At 69.5% G+C, this 17481-nt stretch carries 19 protein-coding genes and 1 pseudogene; 6 read left to right on the top strand and 14 right to left on the bottom strand.

The window, feature by feature from the left end; translation table 11 throughout:
• Positions 1-28: 28 nt before the first annotated feature.
• The 3 genes from ACFXJ5_RS19780 to ACFXJ5_RS19770 all read left to right on the top strand — a co-directional run bounded on the left by ACFXJ5_RS19780 (position 29) and on the right by ACFXJ5_RS19770 (position 3816).
• Positions 29-1231: a cytochrome P450 gene (locus ACFXJ5_RS19780; protein WP_384632224.1), complete on the top strand. Its 1203-nt coding sequence runs from the start codon at positions 29-31 to the stop codon at positions 1229-1231.
• A 126-nt stretch (positions 1232-1357) separates the two neighbouring features.
• A complete protein-coding gene (locus ACFXJ5_RS19775) occupies positions 1358-2965 on the top strand; it encodes a purple acid phosphatase family protein (RefSeq protein WP_384632222.1) in 1608 nt (535 codons plus the stop codon).
• Between the two features lie 86 nt (positions 2966-3051).
• Positions 3052-3816 (top strand): alpha/beta fold hydrolase, encoded by a 765-nt coding sequence (locus ACFXJ5_RS19770; protein ID WP_384632219.1) that lies wholly within the window; start codon positions 3052-3054, stop codon positions 3814-3816.
• Positions 3817-3832: 16 nt separating this feature from the next.
• On the opposite strand, the gene ACFXJ5_RS19765 is transcribed toward ACFXJ5_RS19770, so the two are convergent.
• From ACFXJ5_RS19765 to ACFXJ5_RS19735, 7 genes are all read right to left on the bottom strand, one after another.
• A complete protein-coding gene (locus tag ACFXJ5_RS19765; RefSeq protein WP_384632216.1) occupies positions 3833-4297 on the bottom strand; it encodes an SLATT domain-containing protein in 465 nt (154 codons plus the stop codon).
• 75 nt (positions 4298-4372) lie between these two features.
• Positions 4373-6715, bottom strand: a complete 2343-nt coding sequence (locus tag ACFXJ5_RS19760) for a glycoside hydrolase family 65 protein (protein WP_384632213.1) — start codon at positions 6713-6715, stop codon at positions 4373-4375.
• Positions 6712-7455 (bottom strand): HAD family hydrolase, encoded by a 744-nt coding sequence (locus ACFXJ5_RS19755; protein ID WP_384632210.1) that lies wholly within the window; start codon positions 7453-7455, stop codon positions 6712-6714. Before ACFXJ5_RS19755 ends, ACFXJ5_RS19760 begins: the two co-directional genes overlap by 4 nt.
• 100 nt (positions 7456-7555) lie before the next feature.
• Positions 7556-8440, bottom strand: coding sequence for a DMT family transporter (locus tag ACFXJ5_RS19750; protein WP_384632208.1), 885 nt, complete (start codon positions 8438-8440; stop codon positions 7556-7558).
• A gap of 108 nt (positions 8441-8548) precedes the next feature.
• Positions 8549-8983 (bottom strand): nitroreductase family deazaflavin-dependent oxidoreductase, encoded by a 435-nt coding sequence (locus tag ACFXJ5_RS19745; RefSeq protein ID WP_384632205.1) that lies wholly within the window; start codon positions 8981-8983, stop codon positions 8549-8551.
• Positions 8984-9009: 26 nt separating this feature from the next.
• Positions 9010-9357 carry a VOC family protein gene (locus ACFXJ5_RS19740; RefSeq protein ID WP_384632202.1) on the bottom strand — a complete coding sequence of 116 codons (348 nt, stop codon included), beginning with the start codon at positions 9355-9357 and terminating at the stop codon, positions 9010-9012.
• Between the two features lie 28 nt (positions 9358-9385).
• Positions 9386-10132, bottom strand: a complete 747-nt coding sequence (locus ACFXJ5_RS19735; RefSeq protein WP_384632199.1) for an SDR family NAD(P)-dependent oxidoreductase — start codon at positions 10130-10132, stop codon at positions 9386-9388.
• A gap of 136 nt (positions 10133-10268) precedes the next feature.
• Here ACFXJ5_RS19735 and ACFXJ5_RS19730 point away from each other — a divergent pair, with 136 nt between their 5' ends.
• Positions 10269-10862, top strand: coding sequence for a TetR/AcrR family transcriptional regulator (locus tag ACFXJ5_RS19730; protein ID WP_384632196.1), 594 nt, complete (start codon positions 10269-10271; stop codon positions 10860-10862).
• Positions 10863-10882: 20 nt separating this feature from the next.
• Here ACFXJ5_RS19730 and ACFXJ5_RS19725 read toward each other — a convergent pair whose 3' ends face one another.
• From ACFXJ5_RS19725 to ACFXJ5_RS19715, 3 genes are all read right to left on the bottom strand, one after another.
• A complete protein-coding gene (locus tag ACFXJ5_RS19725; RefSeq protein WP_384632193.1) occupies positions 10883-11323 on the bottom strand; it encodes a pentapeptide repeat-containing protein in 441 nt (146 codons plus the stop codon).
• A gap of 364 nt (positions 11324-11687) precedes the next feature.
• Positions 11688-12509 carry an MIP/aquaporin family protein gene (locus ACFXJ5_RS19720; RefSeq protein ID WP_384632190.1) on the bottom strand — a complete coding sequence of 274 codons (822 nt, stop codon included), beginning with the start codon at positions 12507-12509 and terminating at the stop codon, positions 11688-11690.
• Positions 12510-12592: 83 nt separating this feature from the next.
• Positions 12593-14074 (bottom strand): catalase, encoded by a 1482-nt coding sequence (locus ACFXJ5_RS19715; RefSeq protein ID WP_384632187.1) that lies wholly within the window; start codon positions 14072-14074, stop codon positions 12593-12595.
• 414 nt (positions 14075-14488) lie between these two features.
• Here ACFXJ5_RS19715 and ACFXJ5_RS19710 point away from each other — a divergent pair.
• Positions 14489-14812 (top strand): annotated as a pseudogene (locus tag ACFXJ5_RS19710) (SAM-dependent methyltransferase); the annotation flags it as partial.
• A gap of 11 nt (positions 14813-14823) precedes the next feature.
• Here the strand turns inward: ACFXJ5_RS19710 and ACFXJ5_RS19705 are convergent.
• From ACFXJ5_RS19705 to ACFXJ5_RS19695, 3 genes are read right to left on the bottom strand one after another with little or no spacing between them, the layout of a single operon-like run.
• A complete protein-coding gene (locus ACFXJ5_RS19705; protein WP_384632184.1) occupies positions 14824-15288 on the bottom strand; it encodes an SRPBCC domain-containing protein in 465 nt (154 codons plus the stop codon).
• A gap of 13 nt (positions 15289-15301) precedes the next feature.
• Positions 15302-15796: a cupin domain-containing protein gene (locus ACFXJ5_RS19700; protein ID WP_384632181.1), complete on the bottom strand. Its 495-nt coding sequence runs from the start codon at positions 15794-15796 to the stop codon at positions 15302-15304.
• 54 nt (positions 15797-15850) lie between these two features.
• On the bottom strand, positions 15851-16177 hold the full coding sequence (locus ACFXJ5_RS19695) for a DUF4267 domain-containing protein (RefSeq protein ID WP_384632410.1): 327 nt from the start codon (positions 16175-16177) through the stop codon (positions 15851-15853).
• A 133-nt stretch (positions 16178-16310) separates the two neighbouring features.
• Here ACFXJ5_RS19695 and ACFXJ5_RS19690 point away from each other — a divergent pair, with 133 nt between their 5' ends.
• Positions 16311-16883 carry a TetR/AcrR family transcriptional regulator gene (locus ACFXJ5_RS19690; protein WP_384632178.1) on the top strand — a complete coding sequence of 191 codons (573 nt, stop codon included), beginning with the start codon at positions 16311-16313 and terminating at the stop codon, positions 16881-16883.
• Positions 16884-16899: 16 nt separating this feature from the next.
• Here ACFXJ5_RS19690 and ACFXJ5_RS19685 read toward each other — a convergent pair whose 3' ends face one another.
• Positions 16900-17337 carry an Lrp/AsnC family transcriptional regulator gene (locus ACFXJ5_RS19685; RefSeq protein WP_384632175.1) on the bottom strand — a complete coding sequence of 146 codons (438 nt, stop codon included), beginning with the start codon at positions 17335-17337 and terminating at the stop codon, positions 16900-16902.
• Positions 17338-17481 lie beyond the last annotated feature (144 nt).

The following is a 17481-nucleotide window of genomic DNA, read 5'->3' as shown; positions in this document are numbered from 1 at the left end:
GTGGCCACCCGCTGTCTAGGGTGAACGCATGCCGACCACAGCCCCCGGCCAGGAGCCGCACATTGACCCCGGCGAGCTGATCGCCGACCCGTATGCCGTGTACGCGCGGCTGCGTCAGGCCGGCCCCGTCCACCGGATCGCCGGTACGGATGGCATGCCGGCCTGGGTGGTCACCCGGTACGACGATGTCCGCCAGGCCCTTGGAGACCCCCGGCTCTCCCTGGACAAGCGCAACGCGCTGCCCGGCGGGTATCGGGGCCTCGCGCTGCCGCCGGCGCTGGACGCGAACCTGCTGAACATGGACCCGCCGGACCACACCCGCATCCGGCGGCTCGTGTCGCAGGCGTTCACTCCGCGCAGGATCGAACAGCTGCGAGACCCGATCCGGCGCACTGCCGACGAACTGCTGGACGCCATCGCCCCGCACGGCCGGGCCGACCTGATCGCCACGTACGCAGCGCCGCTGCCGATCACCGTGATCTGCGACCTGCTGGGCGTCGCCCCGGCGGACCGGCAGGACTTCCGGGCCTGGACCGACGCCCTGGTCGCCCCGGACCCGGCGCAGCCGGCCCGGGCGAAGGAGGCCGTCGGCAGCATGCTGGCGTTCTTCACCCAGCTGGTCGCCGACAAACGCACCAGTCCGGCCGATGACCTGCTCTCCGCCCTGATCGCCGTACGCGACGAGGAGGACCGGCTGAGCGAGGACGAGCTGATGTCCCTGGCCTTCCTGATTCTCTTCGCCGGGTACGAGAACACCGTCCATCTCATCGGCAACGCCACCCTGGCCCTGCTCAGCCACCCCGACCAACTGGCCGCGCTGCGCGCCGACCCCGGCCGAACAGGCGGCGCGGTGGAGGAACTTGCCCGCTACGACGGCCCGGCGCCCTTGGCCATCCGCCGCTTCCCCACCGAGGACATGGCCATCGGCGGCGTGACCATCCCGGCGGGCGAGACCGTCCTGCTGTCGCTCGCCGCCGCCCACCGCGACCCGGACCGCTTCACCGACCCCGACCGGCTCGACATCGCACGCGACGCCACCGGTCACCTGGCCCTCGGTCACGGCATCCACTACTGCCTCGGCGCCCCGCTGGCCCGCCTGGAGACCGAGATCGCACTCACCGCGCTCCTGGACCGGTTCCCGCGACTCGTACTCGACGTCCCACAGGAGGAGTTGCGCCGGCGTCCCTCGATGCGTGCCCGTGGGCTTCTCGCCCTCCCGGTCCGCTATTGATGCGGCTTCGCCGCCGGGGGCGATGAGTTCCCTCACGGCCTTACGGGCGCAAGGCCGCGTTCAGCCGGTGGTCGCCGGTGAGCGTCAGTCTTCGGTAAGCCACGGAGCCAGCCTGGAGGTACAGCGATGGACGCACGCGAGGGTACGCCGGATTCGTCGGATTCACCGAGAGGACTCAGCCGCCGCCACGCCCTGGGGCTGCTCGGGACCGTGGGCGCCGGGGCGGCCGCGTCCCCGCTGCTGGGTGCCGGCACAGCGCAGGCGGCGCCCCTCGGCGACGCCCCCGCGTTCCACATCACGCCGGACTCGGCCGGGGCATCGCCGGTGCAGGGCCTGCACCTGACGTTCGGTGCCGATCCCAGCAGGCAGATGACGGTTTCCTGGCTCACCGACGGCCCGGTCAACAAGCCGCGCGTGTGGTACGGCACGCTGGAGCACGGTTTCGGATCAGCGGCCGACGCGCGGACCCGCACCTACACCGACGGCAAGTCGGGCCGCACTGTGTACGTCCACCACGCGGCCCTGGCCGGGCTGACGCCGGGCACCGACTACGTGTACATGGTCACGCACGAAGGCACCACCCCCGACAGCGGCACCTTCCGCACCGCCCCGCGTGGACGGGCGCCCTTCACCTTCACCAGCTTCGGCGACCAGTCGGCGCCCCAGGTGACGTGGAAGGCCGACGGCACCGTGGGTCTCGACGCGAACTCCACGCCCGCGACCAAGGACATCGTGACGGGCGTCGAGCAGATCGCGCCGCTGTTCCACCTGCTCAACGGCGACCTGTGCTACGCCAACCTCGACGTCGACCGGGTCCGTACCTGGAACAACTTCTTCACCAACAACACCCGGTCGGCCCGCTTCCGCCCGTGGATGCCCGCCGCCGGCAACCACGAGATCGAGAGCGCCAACGGCCCGGTCGGACTCGGCGCGTACCAGACGTACTTCTCACTGCCCTCGACCGAGACCGACGCCGAACTCGCCAACCTCTGGTACGCGTTCACCGCCGGCTCGGTCCGGGTGATCGTGCTGCAGAACGACGACAACTGCCTCCAGGACGGTGGCGACGTCTACATCTCCGGCTACTCCGGAGGCCGCCAACTCGCCTTCCTGGAACGGGAGCTGAAGGCGGCGCGATCCTCCCGCGACATCGACTGGGTGGTCGTCGCCATGCACCAGGTGATGATCAGCTCCTCCGACGCCAACGGCGCGGACCTGGGTCTGCGCCAGAAATACGGCCCGCTGTTCGACAAGTACGGCGTCGATCTGGTCGTGTGCGGCCACGAGCACAACTACGAGAGGTCCCTCGCCGTACGCGGTGTCGTCTCCGGCACCGAGACGCTCACCCCGAATCCGGTGTCGACCGCGACGGACTCCATCGACACCTCCCTGGGTACCGTGCACATGGTGCTCGGCGGTGGAGGCGTCTCCGGCAACACCAACGGCGCCTTCTTCAAGGACGGCACCGGCAAGGTCATCACCGCGGTCTCCGCGACCGCGGGATCGAACGGCAAGCGCACCTCCACGTACGTCAAGGAGGAGGCCGTCTGGACCGGGGTACGGGACCTCGACCACCCTTACGGCTTCGCGGCGTTCACCGTCGACCCCGGCTCGCGCCCCGGCGACACCACGCGGCTGCACGTGACCTACTACAACGTGAACAAGCCATACGGCGAGCTGTCGGTGTTCGAGCAGTTCACCCTCCACCGGAAGCGTTCCGACGGCCCGCGCTGACGAAAGGCGCCTACGCAGCCGGGGCCGGATTCAGCGATGGCGATATTCGGATGTGCGTTGAGGATCGGCTGCGTAGGGTCTGCCGGATGACGCTCTCTCATGAGGTGGCCGGAGACGGTCCTGTGGTGGTCCTGCTGCATTCCGGAGTGTGTGACCGGCGGATGTGGGATGCGCAGTGGCCGGGATTGCTCGATGGCGGTTACCGGCTGGTGCGCTGCGACTTCCGGGGGTTCGGCGGGACTCCCGTCGCAGACCGGCCCCACAGTGATGCCGAGGATGTGGTGGAGCTCCTGGATGCCCTCGGCGTCGGGCAGGCCGTACTGGTCGGGTCGTCGTACGGCGGGCGGGTGGCCCTGGAGATCGCCGCGCGTCGGCCCGAACGGGTGAGCGCGATGGCTCTGCTGTGCTCTGGGCGTCCCGGCCATGAACCCACCGCTGAACTGCGCGCATTCGGTGAGCGGGAGGACGCGCTGATCGAGGCCGGCGACATCGCGGGTGCGGTGGAACTCAATGTCGACACCTGGCTCGGTCCGGACGCCGACGAGGCTGCTCGGGATGCGGTGCGCCAGATGCAGCGGCATGCCTTCGAGGTGCAACTGGCAGCCGACAAGGAGTTCGCGCCGATCAGAGTCGAGGTTGAGCTGTCGGCAATCCACGTTCCCTGCCTTGCCGTGTCGGGCGGGCACGACGTGGCGGACTTCCGGCGGATCGCTGCCCAACTGCCTGAGCTTCTCGCGGACGCCCGGCATGTCGAACTGCCTTGGGCAGGCCATCTGCCCGGCCTGGAACGGCCTTCCGCCGTGACCGACCTGCTGCTCGGGTTCCTGCGCGACAAAGCCCCGGTCGGTTGAGCTTGTTCAGGGCGTGTTACTGAGCACCCGGCCTGGACGCCGTCCGCTGCGCACGGCGGTAGGCGGCCCAGTCCTGCAGTTCGGCGGTCGCGGTCGCCTCCATCTCTTCGAGGAGGCGCTGACGGCTGTCCGCGTCCCGCTCCGCCTCGGGAATCAGCTGGTAGCGCTGGATCGCCAGACGTAGCCTCAACCAGGCCTCCGCCGAAACGACGTGGCGCTCGGTGTGGCCGTAGACCTGGCGGGCGCCGCCGATGAAGACGGTTGCCCCGGCCACGCTGGCGGTGACGATCGCAGGCGCCCGGGTGCCTGCGGCGACGACTGTGGCAGCCCCGGTGATCAGGGCGCTCAGTTCGGTGGCCCAATGCCATCGGCGCGCACGGTCACGGCTGCGTTCGTACCAGGACAGATCCGTGAGCGCCTGCGCCAGAAGAGGATCATCGCCGGGCGGGGGCATGGGTGGCGTCGGTCTGCGTCTGGGCACTCGAACATCTTGCCTGATCGCACAGGTCCGGGACCATGCGCACGCCCCTCCAACAAGCGGCTGCCGCCCAGGCGTTCAGCGAGGGCGGGGGCCGCGGCCGGAAGGTTGCTCCGGGGCTGGGCGGGTGGTTGCGGCCGGCGTGGGGCGGGTTTGCGGGCTCTTGCCGGAGACGGTGAGTGGCTGGCCGAAGTGGCGGATCTCCAGCGGTTCGCCTTCTACCAGGGTGTAGGCGGTCTGGGCGTCGGTGATCTCGACGTGGAGGCGGCGGCGCAGCACCTGCAGCGTGAAGGCCAGGCGGTTGAGTTTCTCGGGCAGTCTGGGTGCGAAGTCGAGGACCCTGCCGCGCTGTCGCAGTCCGCCGAAGCCGGCGACCAGGGCCGTCCAGGCGCCGGCGAGGGAGGCGATGTGGAGGCCGTCGCGGGTGTTCTTCTCCAGATCGTTGAGGTCCATCAGAGCCGCTTCGCCCAGGTAGTCGTAGGCCAGGCGCAGGTGGCCGACCTCCGCGGCCATGACGGCCTGGATGCACGCCGACAGGGAGGAGTCCCGTACGGTCAGCTGCTCGTAGTAGGCGAAGTTGCGCGCTTTCTGCTCGTCGTCGAAGGCGTCGCCGCATACGAACATCGCCAGGACCAGATCCGCCTGTTTGATCACCTGCTTGCGGTACAGGTCGAAGTACGGGAAGTGCAGCAACAAGGGGTAGTGCTCGGGCGGCGTGCCGGCGAAGTCCCAGACCTGGTGGCGGGTGAAGCCGGCCGACTGTTCATGGACTTCCAGATCGCTGTCGTACGGCACGGTCATGGCCGCGGCGGCGTCCCGCCAGGCGGCGGTCTCCTCGGCGTCGACGCCCAGGGCCGCGCCCTGCTCCACGTGGCGCTCGACAGCGTCGGCGGCGGCCCGCAGGTTCGCCTGGGCCATGAGGTTGGTGTAGGTGTTGTCGTCCGCGATGGCGCTGTACTCGTCGGGCCCGGTGACCCCGTCGATGTGGAAGTGGCCGTCGGGGTCGTGGTGGCCGAGGGAGCGCCACAGTCGGGCGGTCTCCACCAGCAGCTCGACACCGGTCTCGCGGTCGAAGTCCTCGTCGCCGGTGAGCGAGACGTAGCGTACGACGACGTCGGCGATGTCGGCGTTGATGTGGAAGGCGGCGGTGCCGGCCGGCCAGTAGCCGGAGCATTCGGAGCCGTCGATGGTCCGCCAGGGGAAGGCGGCTCCCCGCAGGCCCAGTGTGCGGGCGCGGTCCTGGGCGGCGGGGAGGGTGGCCTGCCTCCAGCGCAGCGCTTCGGCGACGGAGTCCGGGGAGGTGTAGATGAGCAGCGGCAGGACGAAGCTCTCGGTGTCCCAGAAGGAGTGCCCGTCGTATCCGGAGCCGGTCAGGCCTTTGGACGGGATCGCGCGCTGCTCGGCGCGGGCGCCGGCCTGCAGGACGTGGAAGAGGGCGAAGCGGACGGCCTGCTGGATCTGGGCGTCGCCGTCGATCTCGACATCGGCGCGCGCCCAGAAGTCGTCCAGGTAGCCGCGCTGCTCGTCGGCCAGACCCTGCCAGCCGGTGGCGCGCGCGCCGGCGAGGGCGGCTTCCACCTGGTCGCGTACGGCAGGCAGCGAGCGCACGCTCGACCAGCCGTAGGAGACCAGCTTCACCAGCCGCAGTGTCTCCCCCTGCGCCAGCTCGGAGGTGATGGTGAACCGGCTGGTGTCCTCGTTGCTCTCGCTGGAGGTCCGGGTGGACGGCGGCCCGTGCACGAGGTGGTCGGCGGCGGCGGCGACCCGCAGGCCGCTGAGGGCGGTGCAGTGCACCAGGCGCAGTCGGGTGCCCTCGGCGAGGTCTTCCTCGGGCTGCAGCGGGGACTCCAGCACGGCGGAGACCCGGGGGTCGCCGTTGGCCTGCGGCAACTGCTCGTTGGCCACCAGTTCGGACTGGACGACGAGGCGGACGTCGGCGTCCAGCGCCTCCACCTCATAGGAGATGGCGGCGATGGCTCGCTGCGTGAGGGAGACCAGCCGGGTGGAGCGCACCCTGACGGTGCTGCCCGCCGGGGACGTCCACTCGCAGGTCCGGTGCAGGAGCCCGCTGCGCAGGTCGAGCACGCGTTCGTGCGAGCGCAGCCGCCCGTAGCGCACGTCGAACGGCTCGTCGTCGACCAGGAGCCGGATGATCTTGCCGTCGGTCACGTTGATGACCGTCTGGCCGGATTCCGGGAAGCCGTAACCGGCCTCGGCGTACGGCATCGGATGCCGTTCGTGGACGCCGTTGAGATAGGAGCCGGGCAGGCCGTGCGGCTCACCCTCGTCGAGATTCCCGCGCCAGCCGACGTGGCCGTTGGACAGGGCGAAGACCGACTCGCTCTGCGCGATCACGTCCAGGTCGAGCCCGGTCTCGCGCAGGGACCAGGGCTCGACGGTGAAGGAGGAGTGGCTGATCACGCGTCCTCCTCCAGCAGCTCGACGAGGTCCTGTACGACGATGTCGGCGCCGTGCGCGCGCAGGGCGTCGGCCTGGCCGACCCGGTCGACCCCCACGACGTGCCCGAAGTGGCCGGCCCGGCCGGCGTCCATCCCGGCCAGGGCGTCCTCGAAGACGGCCGCCGCGCCTGCCTCGACGCCGAGTTCGTGCGCGGCCTCGAGGAAGGTGTCGGGGTGCGGCTTGCCGGGGAGCTTGCGCTCGGCGGCCACGACACCGTCGATCCGCACCTCGAAGAGCTTGTCCATGCCAACGGCGACCAGGACGTCACGGCAGTTGGCACTGGAGGAGACCACGGCTGTCCTCAGACCGGCCGCGCGCACGGATTCGACGTAGCGGACGGAGCCCGGGTACGCCTCGACGCCGTCCTTGTGGATCTTCTCCAGCAGGAGCACGTTCTTGCGGTTGCCCAGGCCGTGCACCGTGTCCCGGTCGGGGGGATCGTCGGCGGCGCCCTCGGGCAGCTCGATGTCCCGCGAGGCCAGGAAGGCCCGCACCCCGTCGGCGCGCGGGCGCCCGTCGACGTACTCGTCGTAGTCGGCCACCGAGTCGAAAGGGCGGAATCCGTCGCCGTCGCGGCGGCGCAGGAAGTCGTCGAAGGTCTGCTTCCAGGCGGCGGCGTGGACGACCGCGGTCTTGGTGAGCACACCGTCGAGGTCGAACAGGCAGGCCCGGATGCCGTCCGGGAGACCGGTCTTCGTCATGGAACGCGCTTCCCCCCACATCGCCCCCGCCATGCCTGCTGCCGTCCCCGACCAGCCGGACGCGTGAGGTCCTGTCAGCCATCCCGACGCACCGGCGGGTTCATCGGTCCGGGCCGGCAGGCGGCGCGACCAGGGCCTGGGTGAGGGGGATCCGGGCGAGGTGTACTGCTCCGTAGAGGACCAGGGCGACCCCGGCCACCTCGGGGATCAGCCACCAGCCGGTGCGTACCCCCTCTCCGAACAAGGTGACGCCCAGCGAAAGGCTGACCAAGGCGTCGCCCAGGGTGAGGGCGGGTTGGGATGCCACCAGAGGACCGGACTGGACGGCGTTCTGGAGCAGGAACAGGGCGCACACCCCGGCGGCGGCGAAGGCGTAGGTCTGCCAGGCGAGGAAGAAGCCGGTGGCGCCGCCGGTCTGCCAGGCGTGGGTGGCGTCCTTGATCAGGGCTGCCGTGAGTGCGTAGCCGATAGCGGCCGCGGCGCCGAAGCAGGTCGCCCGCACGCGCCCCGCGGGACGCAGCAGCGCGATGCGGACGAGAACCGCCATGGTCCCGGCGCAGCAGACGATCGCCAGAACCCAGCCGGGCCCCGTGGGCCGATCGGTCCCGTCCGTCGGAGCCGCGGCAGCCAGTGCCATCCCTAGCCCGGCCGCGATGCAGGCCACGGCGACCCAACCGTCCCGGGTCACCCGCCGCTGCAGCACCACTCCGCCGATCAGCAGCGCGAACGGCAGCTCCAGTACGAAGATCGGCTGTACGACCGACAGCGCCCCGTTGACCAGGGCCAGCGCCTGGAAACCCGCCGCCGCCAGGACCGCGGCCATGCCGCCCAGCCACACCGGCCGGTGCAGCAGATCGATGAGCAGCTTCAGCCGGAAACCCTCGTCGAGCGGCACGTCGAGCGCCGCCCGGCGCTGCAGAACGGTCGCCGTCGCATTGCTGACCGCGGCCAACAGCGCGAAGGCGACCGAAAGCACGGACCCCACCGGCAACTCCCTCCTGCTGCTGCCCCGGGCGCACCTACGTCCACGCCCATGCTCCCTCAGCGTCGCAGCGCCTGCCCGCGGACAGACGGTGGCATGCCGGGTGCCGACTCACCCCTTGTCGGTCGGTTCGAGGACGAGTACCGGAATGTCGCGGCCGGCCGCCTTCTCGCGATACTCGGGGAAATGCGGCCAGTGAGCTTCGGCGATGCCCCACCAGCGGGCCTTCTCCTCGCCGGATACTTCCCGCGCCCGAACCAGGTGTATCCGGTCGTGGTCCTGCAGGCGCACCACCGGATCTGCCAGGACGTTCCGGTACCAGGCGGGATGCTCCGGCGCGCCGCCGGCGGACGCGACCACGGCGTAGGTGGCGTCGTGTTCGATCCGGATCAGGGGGGTTTTGCGGATCTTGCCGGTCTTCGCACCCCTGGTGGTGAGGATGACGACCGGACGGCCCTCCAGCGTTCCGCCTTCGCGGCCGTCGGTGGCCTCGTAGAGGGCGACCTGGTCACGGACTCGTTCGCTCGGGCTCGGTGCGTACTCCATGGCAGTACTCCTTGTCACTCCTTGTCTCAGCCGGCGATGAGGTCGAACTCGTTGCCCTCGGGGTCGGCGAATGTCGTCCAGCGGGCGGAGCCCTGGGCGACGTCGCGGATCCGGGACGCGCCGAGCGCGACCAGCCGCTGCGACTCGGCCTCGAAGGTGCTGCTGATGAGGTCGAGGTGCAGCCGGTTCTTCACCGACTTCGGCTCGGGGACCTGGTGGAAGCTCAGCCGCGGGGTGGCCCCGTCCGGGCCGAGTGTGGCGAATTCGGGGCCGGCGCCTGAGGCGGTGTCCCGCCCGAGTACCTCGGCCCAGAAGTGGGCGAGTTTCTCGGCGTCGGCGGCGTCGACGCTCAGGCCGTACACGGTGTTGCTCATGAGTGTTGTCCTCTCGGAGCAGGCAGGTTCAGATGGCGGTGCGGCCGCCGTCGACGGCGATGGTCGCGCCGGTGACGTAGCTGGCCTTCGACGAGGCCAGGAACGCGACGACCTCGGCGATCTCGGCGGGCTCGGCCGCGCGCTTCATCGCGGTGGTCGCGGCGAGCGCGTCGAACAGGTCGCGGGCCTCGGGCCGGGTGTAGACCGGGCCGGGGGCAACGGTGTTGAAGCGGACGCCGCGGCCGCTGTACTCGGCCGTCCAGGCCTGCGTCATCGAGGCCAGGGAGGCCTTGGTCGCGCCGTATGCGGCGCCGGTGGCCAGGCCGAGACTGCCGGCCATGCTGCCGATGCTGATCACGCTGCCCGATCCCTTCGCCGCCATCGCCGGGGCGAACGCGGCGACGAGGAAGAACGGCGCGCGGACGTTGCCGGCGAACATCGCGTCGTAGTCGGAGACCTTCAGGTCCTCGGTCGGTGCCCAGACGGACAGCCCGGCGTTGTTGACCAGGACGTCGATCTCGCCGACCTCCGCGGCCAGCCGGTCGATGTCGGCCGGGTCCTCGAGGTCCGCCGCGACGAATCGTGCGTGGCCGCCGGCGGAGGTGATCTCGTTGACGGTGTCGGCGCCGCGCTGGGCGTTGCGGCCGGCCACGACGACGGACATGCCGTCGGCGGCCAGCCGCTTGGCGACTGCCCGGCCGATGCCGGACGTGGCCCCGGTGACCAGGGCGGTCAGGGGGTGCAGGTCGAGGTTGTTTGTGCGCTCCGCAGACATGGGATGCACCTTTCGGAATTGTTATCCAGACCGGTCTGTCTGGCAACGTCTCCAACCTAGACAGACCCGTCTGACTATGTCAACAAGGACACGCGAGGAATTGAAGACAGACAGACCTGTCTGCTACCGTGTGGGTATGTCTGAGAAGGTGCTCTCCCCGCAGGAGCGCAGCGCGGCGGCGCGGGCCCGGCTGCTGGCTGCCGCCAACGAACTGTTCTACGCCGAGGGTGTGCAGTCGGTCGGGATCGACCGGGTCATCGAGCGAGCCGGAGTCGCGAAGGCAACGCTGTACAGCGCGTTCGGCAGTAAGGACGGTTTGGTCCGGGCCTACCTTCAGGCGCGGCACGCCGCGACCGCCGAGCGCATGGCGCGCGAGCTCGAAGCGCGTTACGACACCCCGAAAGAACGCCTGGTCGGCGCGTTCGAGGTGCAGGGTCTGTCGTTCACCGAGCCGGGATTCCGTGGCTGCGCCTTCATCAGCGCGAGCGCCGACGCCTCCCCCGGCGGTGTCGTCGAACAGGCCGCGCAGAACTACCGGTCCTGGCTGCACGACCTGTTCTTCGACCTCGCCCAGCAGGCGGGCGCCCAAGACGCGAAGTCACTCGCCCAGCAACTGGTGCTCCTGTACGACGGCGCCGGGATCAGCGCCTGGTTGGACCGCGACCCCAGCGCCGAGACAGCGGCCCGCACCGTGGCCGCCGCGGTGGTCGACGCCGCGATCCCCGCCTGAACCGGCCCACGTTGTCGAAGTCACCGGAGCGCTGCCGCTGCTTCATCGGGTGGCCACCCGATGACGCCGTCCGCCCGTACATTGCGCAGGGCCGCTCCCTCGAACCGGGCACCGGTGACGTCGGTCAGCCCGAGCGGGGGCATGCCGGTGTTCACGCTGCCGAACCCGGTGTCGGTCAGATCTGCGTCACGCAGGTCAGCACCCCGTAGATCGCATCCGGCCAGGCTGACCCCGCGCAGTGAGGCCCCGCGCAGGTCTGCGCCGCGCAGGTCGCAGAACTTGAACCAGCACCCGTCCAGAGTGGCGTGGCGCAGATCTGCGCCGGTGAACGAGCAGCGGGTGAACCGCAGCCGCGACGTGCGGACGGAAGCAAGGTTCTGGCCGGTGAAGTCCTCACCGTTCACGGCCGCATAGCTGTGCAGGGCGGCAAGTCGCTGTCTCGCGGTCAGTGGCGCAGTCATGTGCGCCAGCGTGTCAGCCGGGTGGGCGGCCGTCGCCCGGATTTCCGACAGCCACGCATGGCGCCGAGGGCCCCGCCGGGTACTCAGGCGGGGCCCTCGGTGTCTAGTGCTGTGACCGGCAATGTTTGCCCGTCAAGGAGCGTCGTCCGGTGCATGCGATCGCAAGGCGGCCGGAAGTCCTTGATGGGGGTCCCCCCTGCTCGAGCGAAGCCGAGAGCTTGGGGGAGAGCTACCAGGGCTTTTGGCCAACGCCGCGAGCGTGCGTGCTGGGCGGTGCGACAGGGCAAAGCTTGCCGGGAGGGGCACTAGGTCGCGACGGCAAGGGACCTCCCGTCGTCATCGCGGTCCTGGGGCGGGGAAACGCTCAGCGGACGCCGTTCTCGACCAGGGCGTGGTCGGCACTGGGCTCCTGCTGGACCGCCGGGGGCTCGCCCTTGCGGACGAACGTGTTGTAGAGGACGGCGGCGACGATGCCACCGGCTATCGGGCCCACGATGGAGACCCACCAGCCGCCGTAGGAACCGGAGGCGATCATCGGGCCGAGGCCACGGGCCGGGTTGACGGCGGCGCCGTCCGTCGGGCCGCCGATGAAGACGGCCGTGGCGAGGGCGAAGCCGACGACGAGGGGCGCGGCGGGGGCCGAGAAGCGCTTGTCGGTGGCGACGGCGGTGACGACGAAGACCAGGATGAAGGTGATCAGGAATTCGACGAGGAGTGCCCGACCGTCGCTCACACCGGGCTTCGGGTTGGTCGCGGCCAGGTGCATGACGTTCCGCGCGGCATTGCCGTGGATGGCCCAGGTGGCGAGAGCGGCGAGGATGCCGCCCGCCATCTGGACGGCGACGTAACCGGGGACGTGCCGCCAGGAGAACTTCCGGATGACGGCCATCGCGATGGTGACGGCCGGGTTGAAGTGCGCGCTGGAAACGTGGCCGAGGCCGCCGACCAGCGCGGCCAGCGCGAGTCCGTTGACCAGCACGATGGCCAGCGAGCCGAAGGATGATCCTGCGACGGTCTGCGCGAGGCCGGCGGAGGTGGCGGTGGCCGTGATGGCGAAGACCAGGATGAAGGTCCCGGTGAACTCGGCGAGGTAGGCGCCGACCACGCTTTTGGACGCCGATGAGGCGGCGACCGGCCGGCTGGTGTTGCTGTGGAATCGGAGAGTTGAGTCAGTGTGTACAGCCATGGTTCGCGTCCTAACTGAGACTGACGGGTTGGGGCTGTGCGTGGGGTGGAACAACCGCCGGAACCGGCGGGTGTCGCGGCGGTCTACCTGTGCTGGCCGCGCAGTTCCTTCACCGCGAGCTCCAGGCGCCTGCCGAAGTCGGCGTCGGCCTGGCTGAAGTTGCCGATCGCCCGGTCGACGATGTCGTCGCGGTCGGCGGACACGCCGGAGATGGCGTTCGCCAGGTTGGTGACCAGGCGGTCCTTGGCGTCCTGCGGCATGAGCCGGTAGAGGTCGCCGGCCTGGACGAAGTCGTTGTCCTCGGCGTGCGAGGGTGCCTCGTGGTTGCCGGTGTAGCCGTCGACCGGGGTGGCCGACCACAGCGGGCGGTCGGTCTGCACCGGTCCGCCGAAGCTGTTCGGCTCGTAGTTCTTCGCCCTGCGGTGGCGGCCGTCGTACAGGGCGCCGTCGCGTCCGTAGGTCTGCGACTCGGTGGCGTGCGGGGTGTTGACCGGCAGGTGGTCGGCGTTGACGCCGACCCGGTAGCGGTGGGCGTCCGCGTACGCGAACAGGCGGCCCTGGAGCATCTTGTCCGGGGACGGGCCGATGCCGGGCACGAAGTGCGCCGGCGAGAAGATCGCCTGCTCGACCTCGGCGAAGACGTTCTCGGGATTGCGGTTGAGCTCGAGCTTGCCGATCTCCATCGGCGGGTAGTCCTCGTGCGGCCACACCTTCGTGAGGTCGAACGGGTTGAAGCGGTAGGTCGCCGCATCGGCCGCCGGCATGACCTGCACCTGCACCGTCCAGGACGGGAACTCGCCGCGCTCGATCGCCTCGCGCAGGTCACGCTGATGGCTGTCCGGGTCGGCGCCCGCCAGGACGGCGGCCTCCTCGACCGGGAGGTTCTTGATGCCCTGGTTGGTCTTGAAGTGGTACTTGACCCAGAAGACCTCGCCCGCCTCATTGGTCCACTGGTACGTGTGCGACCCGTAGCCGTTCATGTGGCGGAACGAGGCCGGGATGCCACGGTCACCGAACAGCCAGGTCACCTGGTGCGTCGACTCAGGCGAGAGTCCCCAGAAGTCCCACATGTTGTCCGGCTCCTGCGAGCCGGTGTACGGGTCCCGCTTCTGGGTGTGGATGAAGTCCGGGAACTTGCTGGCGTCCTTGATGAAGAACACCGGGGTGTTGTTGCCGACGAGGTCGTAGTTGCCCTCTTCGGTGTAGAACTTCAGCGCGAAGCCGCGCGGGTCCCGCACGGCGTCGGCCGAGCCGAGGCTGCCCGCGACGGTGGACATCCGCAGGAACGTCTCGGTCTGCTTGCCGACCTCGGACAGGAACTTCGCCCGGGTCCACCGGCTGACGTCACGCGTCAGCGTGAAGGTCCCGTACGCACCGGCGCCACGGGCGTGCACGATCCGCTCCGGGATCCGCTCCCGGTTGAAGTGCGCCAGCTTCTCGAAGAGCTGCTGGTCCTGGATGAGCAGCGGCCCGCCAGGACCGGCCGTCTCGGTGTTCTGGTTGTCCGCGAGGGGCGCACCCGCCTCGGTGGTGAGGGTGGGACGTGCGGGGTGGTGTGTGGTCACTTTGAACCTCCGGTGATCCGATCACTTTGGAGACCTGGTCCTGATCTGGACTGGGTCCAATCTCCACTCAGGATAAAAACGGACAAGTGAATGCATGAACCAACGAAAAGTATTCATACGGCAATATGTCGTTTTCGCCACATTCTGTGACTGGGGAGTGACCAGTCGCGACCCGCCAGGCCTCGGCGTCCCGGCCGGGCGCACCACTTCGCCACCGACCCTGGTCGGAGGATCTCGACAGCATCCGTGCGCGCGTCAACGCCCCACCCTGGATGGTGTACTGGATACGATCCGGCCCATCAGACATCGGATGGCGTGACGTTGTACGGTCATGCTGCTTAGCCAATCCAGCAGGTCGCAGCCGCGCCTTGGACGTCGGATCCGGCAGCGGTGATCTGGCCAGGCTTCTGGCCTCACCATGTGCCGTTCTCGGACGCTCTTGCCTGCCTCAGCCAGCACCTGGCGCCCGGCGGGGCGCTGATCGTCGTCGGCGTCGCCCGTGCACAGTCACCGGGCGATCACCTTCTCGGCCTCGTCGCGATTCCGCTGAATGTCGCCATGGCCTGGATCAAGAACAAGGGGCGCAAGGCCCCACGCCCGGCCTCGATGCCCGCCGCCACCCGACCGGCGACCATGAGTTTCCCTGACATCATTCGTGAGGCCGGCCTTGTGCTGCCCGGCGCCCGGCTGCGCCGTCGGGTTTTCTGGCGCTACACGCTGGTCTGGCACCGGAGCTGACGGGCGCGCAATTACGTCTGGTTCGCCTCGACGAGCTCGGCGAGATGCGCCAGTGCCATGCGCGTACCGCTCTCGTTGTCCGCGACGGGGACGCTGTCGGGGATCCCCTCGTGCACGATGAGGACATCGGTGCCGCCGCCTGCTTCGGTGAGCGTCGTCGTCATCGTCATCTCGCCACGAAGTCCGGGATCTGCTGTCTCGAACTCGAACACCTCGACCACTTGCGCATTCGGCACGAGCTTCACGAAGCGGCCATGGTAGGTATCGGTATGCGCCGCCGACTTGCCGGTTCCGGTCGGCGCATCGTAGGTGAGCGAGATTCGGAACGAGCCACCCTCGCGGGCGTCGAACTCGTGCACGTGGCTGCTCATCCCGGCCGGCACCCGCCACTTCGCGATCGCGGCCGCATCGAGAAGCGCCCGATAGACAGCGGAACGCGGCGCGCTGACGTGGCGAGAGATCTCCGTCGCATACACATCCCCAGTTTATTCAGCGTCGAGCCTGGTTCCAGGTCTCGCTGTTGAGGAAGTAGGTGTCGTAGAGCTCCTGGACGTCCAGCAGGCTCTCGGGCGGCACCTTCCCGTACGCGATGCGCTCCAGGTGGCGGAAGTACTCGAAGCGTTCGACGCCGGGGGTGATGACGATGAGGATGTCGGCGTCCTCTCCGGGTGCGGCGGCGAAGGCGTGGGCGAGGCCGGGCGGCACGATGACGAGGTCGCCGCGCTCGGCTGTGACGACCTGGTCGCCGGAGAGGAGTTGGGCGGTGCCGTCGATCAGGTAGAACAGCTCGGCCGAGTTGGAGTGGTGGTGCGGCTTGGCGCCGTCCGCGCCGTTGGTGAGGCTGACCTGCAGGGTGGAGAGCGCGCCGTCGGTCGAGCTGCTGTCGGCCAGCAGCCGGATGGTGGTGGGGGCCCGGCCGATGACCTCCGCCTCGGCGGAGCGGACGATCACGGACTCGTCGAAGTCCGGCACGATCAGCGACATGTGGGCGACTCCTGCCTGAGAACGGTCAGTTGCGTTGTCGGACGAGTTCCGACTCTAGACGGCGAAGAGCAGGGCCGCGTCGATGAGCAGGATCACTGCGGTGGCGAAGTGGATGCCGAAGGCGGCCGCCTTGGTGCCGCCGTGGCGCAGGACTATGGCGGTGTCACCGAGAGGGGCGAGGGTGACGGCCAGCATGAACCAGCCCTCGGCGTGGGCGCCGGCGAAGGCGAGCAGGGCGAGGCCGAGGATGCCGTAGGTGAAGTCGCGTACGCCCTTGACGGCCAGGTAGGCGGCGTCGCCGTCTTCCTTGGCCGGGACGCCGTAGGCGGCGGCCGCGGGGTGGGGCACCAGGAGGAACCGCACTCCGATGAAGATGATCATGAGGTTGAGCAGGATGGCGAGCCCGTAGGCGATGTGGGTGAGCACGATCTTCCCCCTTGTCTAGCACTGCTAGGAATACGAGCGAGACTATCATAGCGACGACAGGATGACTAGCGATGCTAGACTCATGCTCATGTCCACCCAGACGCGCCGGGAGCGCGAGCGAGCAGAGCGGGAGCGGCTGATCGTCACTGCCGCGCGGGAGCTGGCCGAGGCCGAGGGGTGGGACGCCGTGACGACACGCCGGCTCGCCACGGAGATCGAGTACAGCCAGCCGGTGCTCTACAGCCACTTCAAGGGCAAGGACGCGATCATGGCCGCGGTCGCGGTGCAGGGCTTCGCCGAGCTCGCCGCCGAGCTGCGCGCGGCCCGTACGGCGGCCACGGACTCGCGCCAGGCCCTTGCCGATGTGGCGGCGGCGTACGCCGCGTTCGCCGAGCGACGACCCGCGCTGTACGACGCGATGTTCACGCACGCCGTCGACCTGACGTTCGCCAGCCCCGAGACACCGGCCGCGCTGCAGGAGGCCTTCGCCGAGCTACGCGAGGCTGTCCGGCCGCTTGCGGGAGACGACAACGTGGAGACGCTCACCGAGACCTTCTGGAGCGGGCTGCACGGACTCCTCACCCTCATGCGCAACGGCAGGCTCCGGCGCGAGGATCACGACCGGCGGCTGGCGATCCTGATCGGGCGATTCTGGAGTTGAGCCCTTGGGCGAGCGCTCAGATTCTCGGCCGGTCGATCAGCCGGGACAGGACGATGACGCTTTCGGTGCGTTCGATGACCCGGGTCTCGCGCACGCGCTGGATCGCCTGCTCCAGGTGGTGAATGTCCCTGGCCAGCATGTGCACCATCGCGTCCGCGGGGCCGGAGACCGTACAGGCCTCGACCACCTCCGGGACGGCCTCCAGGCCGCGTTGGAGTTCTGCGGGGGTGGGGTTGCCCTTGCAGTAGACCTCGACGAAGGCCTCGGTCCGCCAGCCCATCGCCTGGGTGTCGATGAGGGCGGTGAAGCCGCGGATGGCGCCGTCGGCGACGAGGCGGTCGAGCCTGCGCTTCGCCGCCGGGGCGGAGAGCCCGGCGGCCGCCCCGATCTCCGCATAGGTGCTGCGTGCGTTGCGCAGCATGCAGCGGATGATCGCCTCGTCGATCGCGTCCATGCTCTCGTCCTCCCACGCAAGAAATCGCTGCTGACACATCTCCACCGCAAGAAAACAACGGGACAAGGAAGAATATCGCGATTGATTGCACCGCTCTCCCTTCATAGCATCCGAGGGTCACCCCCTGTTGCTCCTGGAAGGAGC

Origin of the sequence: Streptomyces sp. NPDC059373 (assembly GCF_042751495.1) — a bacterium.
Lineage (GTDB): Bacteria > Actinomycetota > Actinomycetes > Streptomycetales > Streptomycetaceae > Actinacidiphila.
This window is presented reverse-complemented; position numbering and strand designations above follow the sequence as displayed.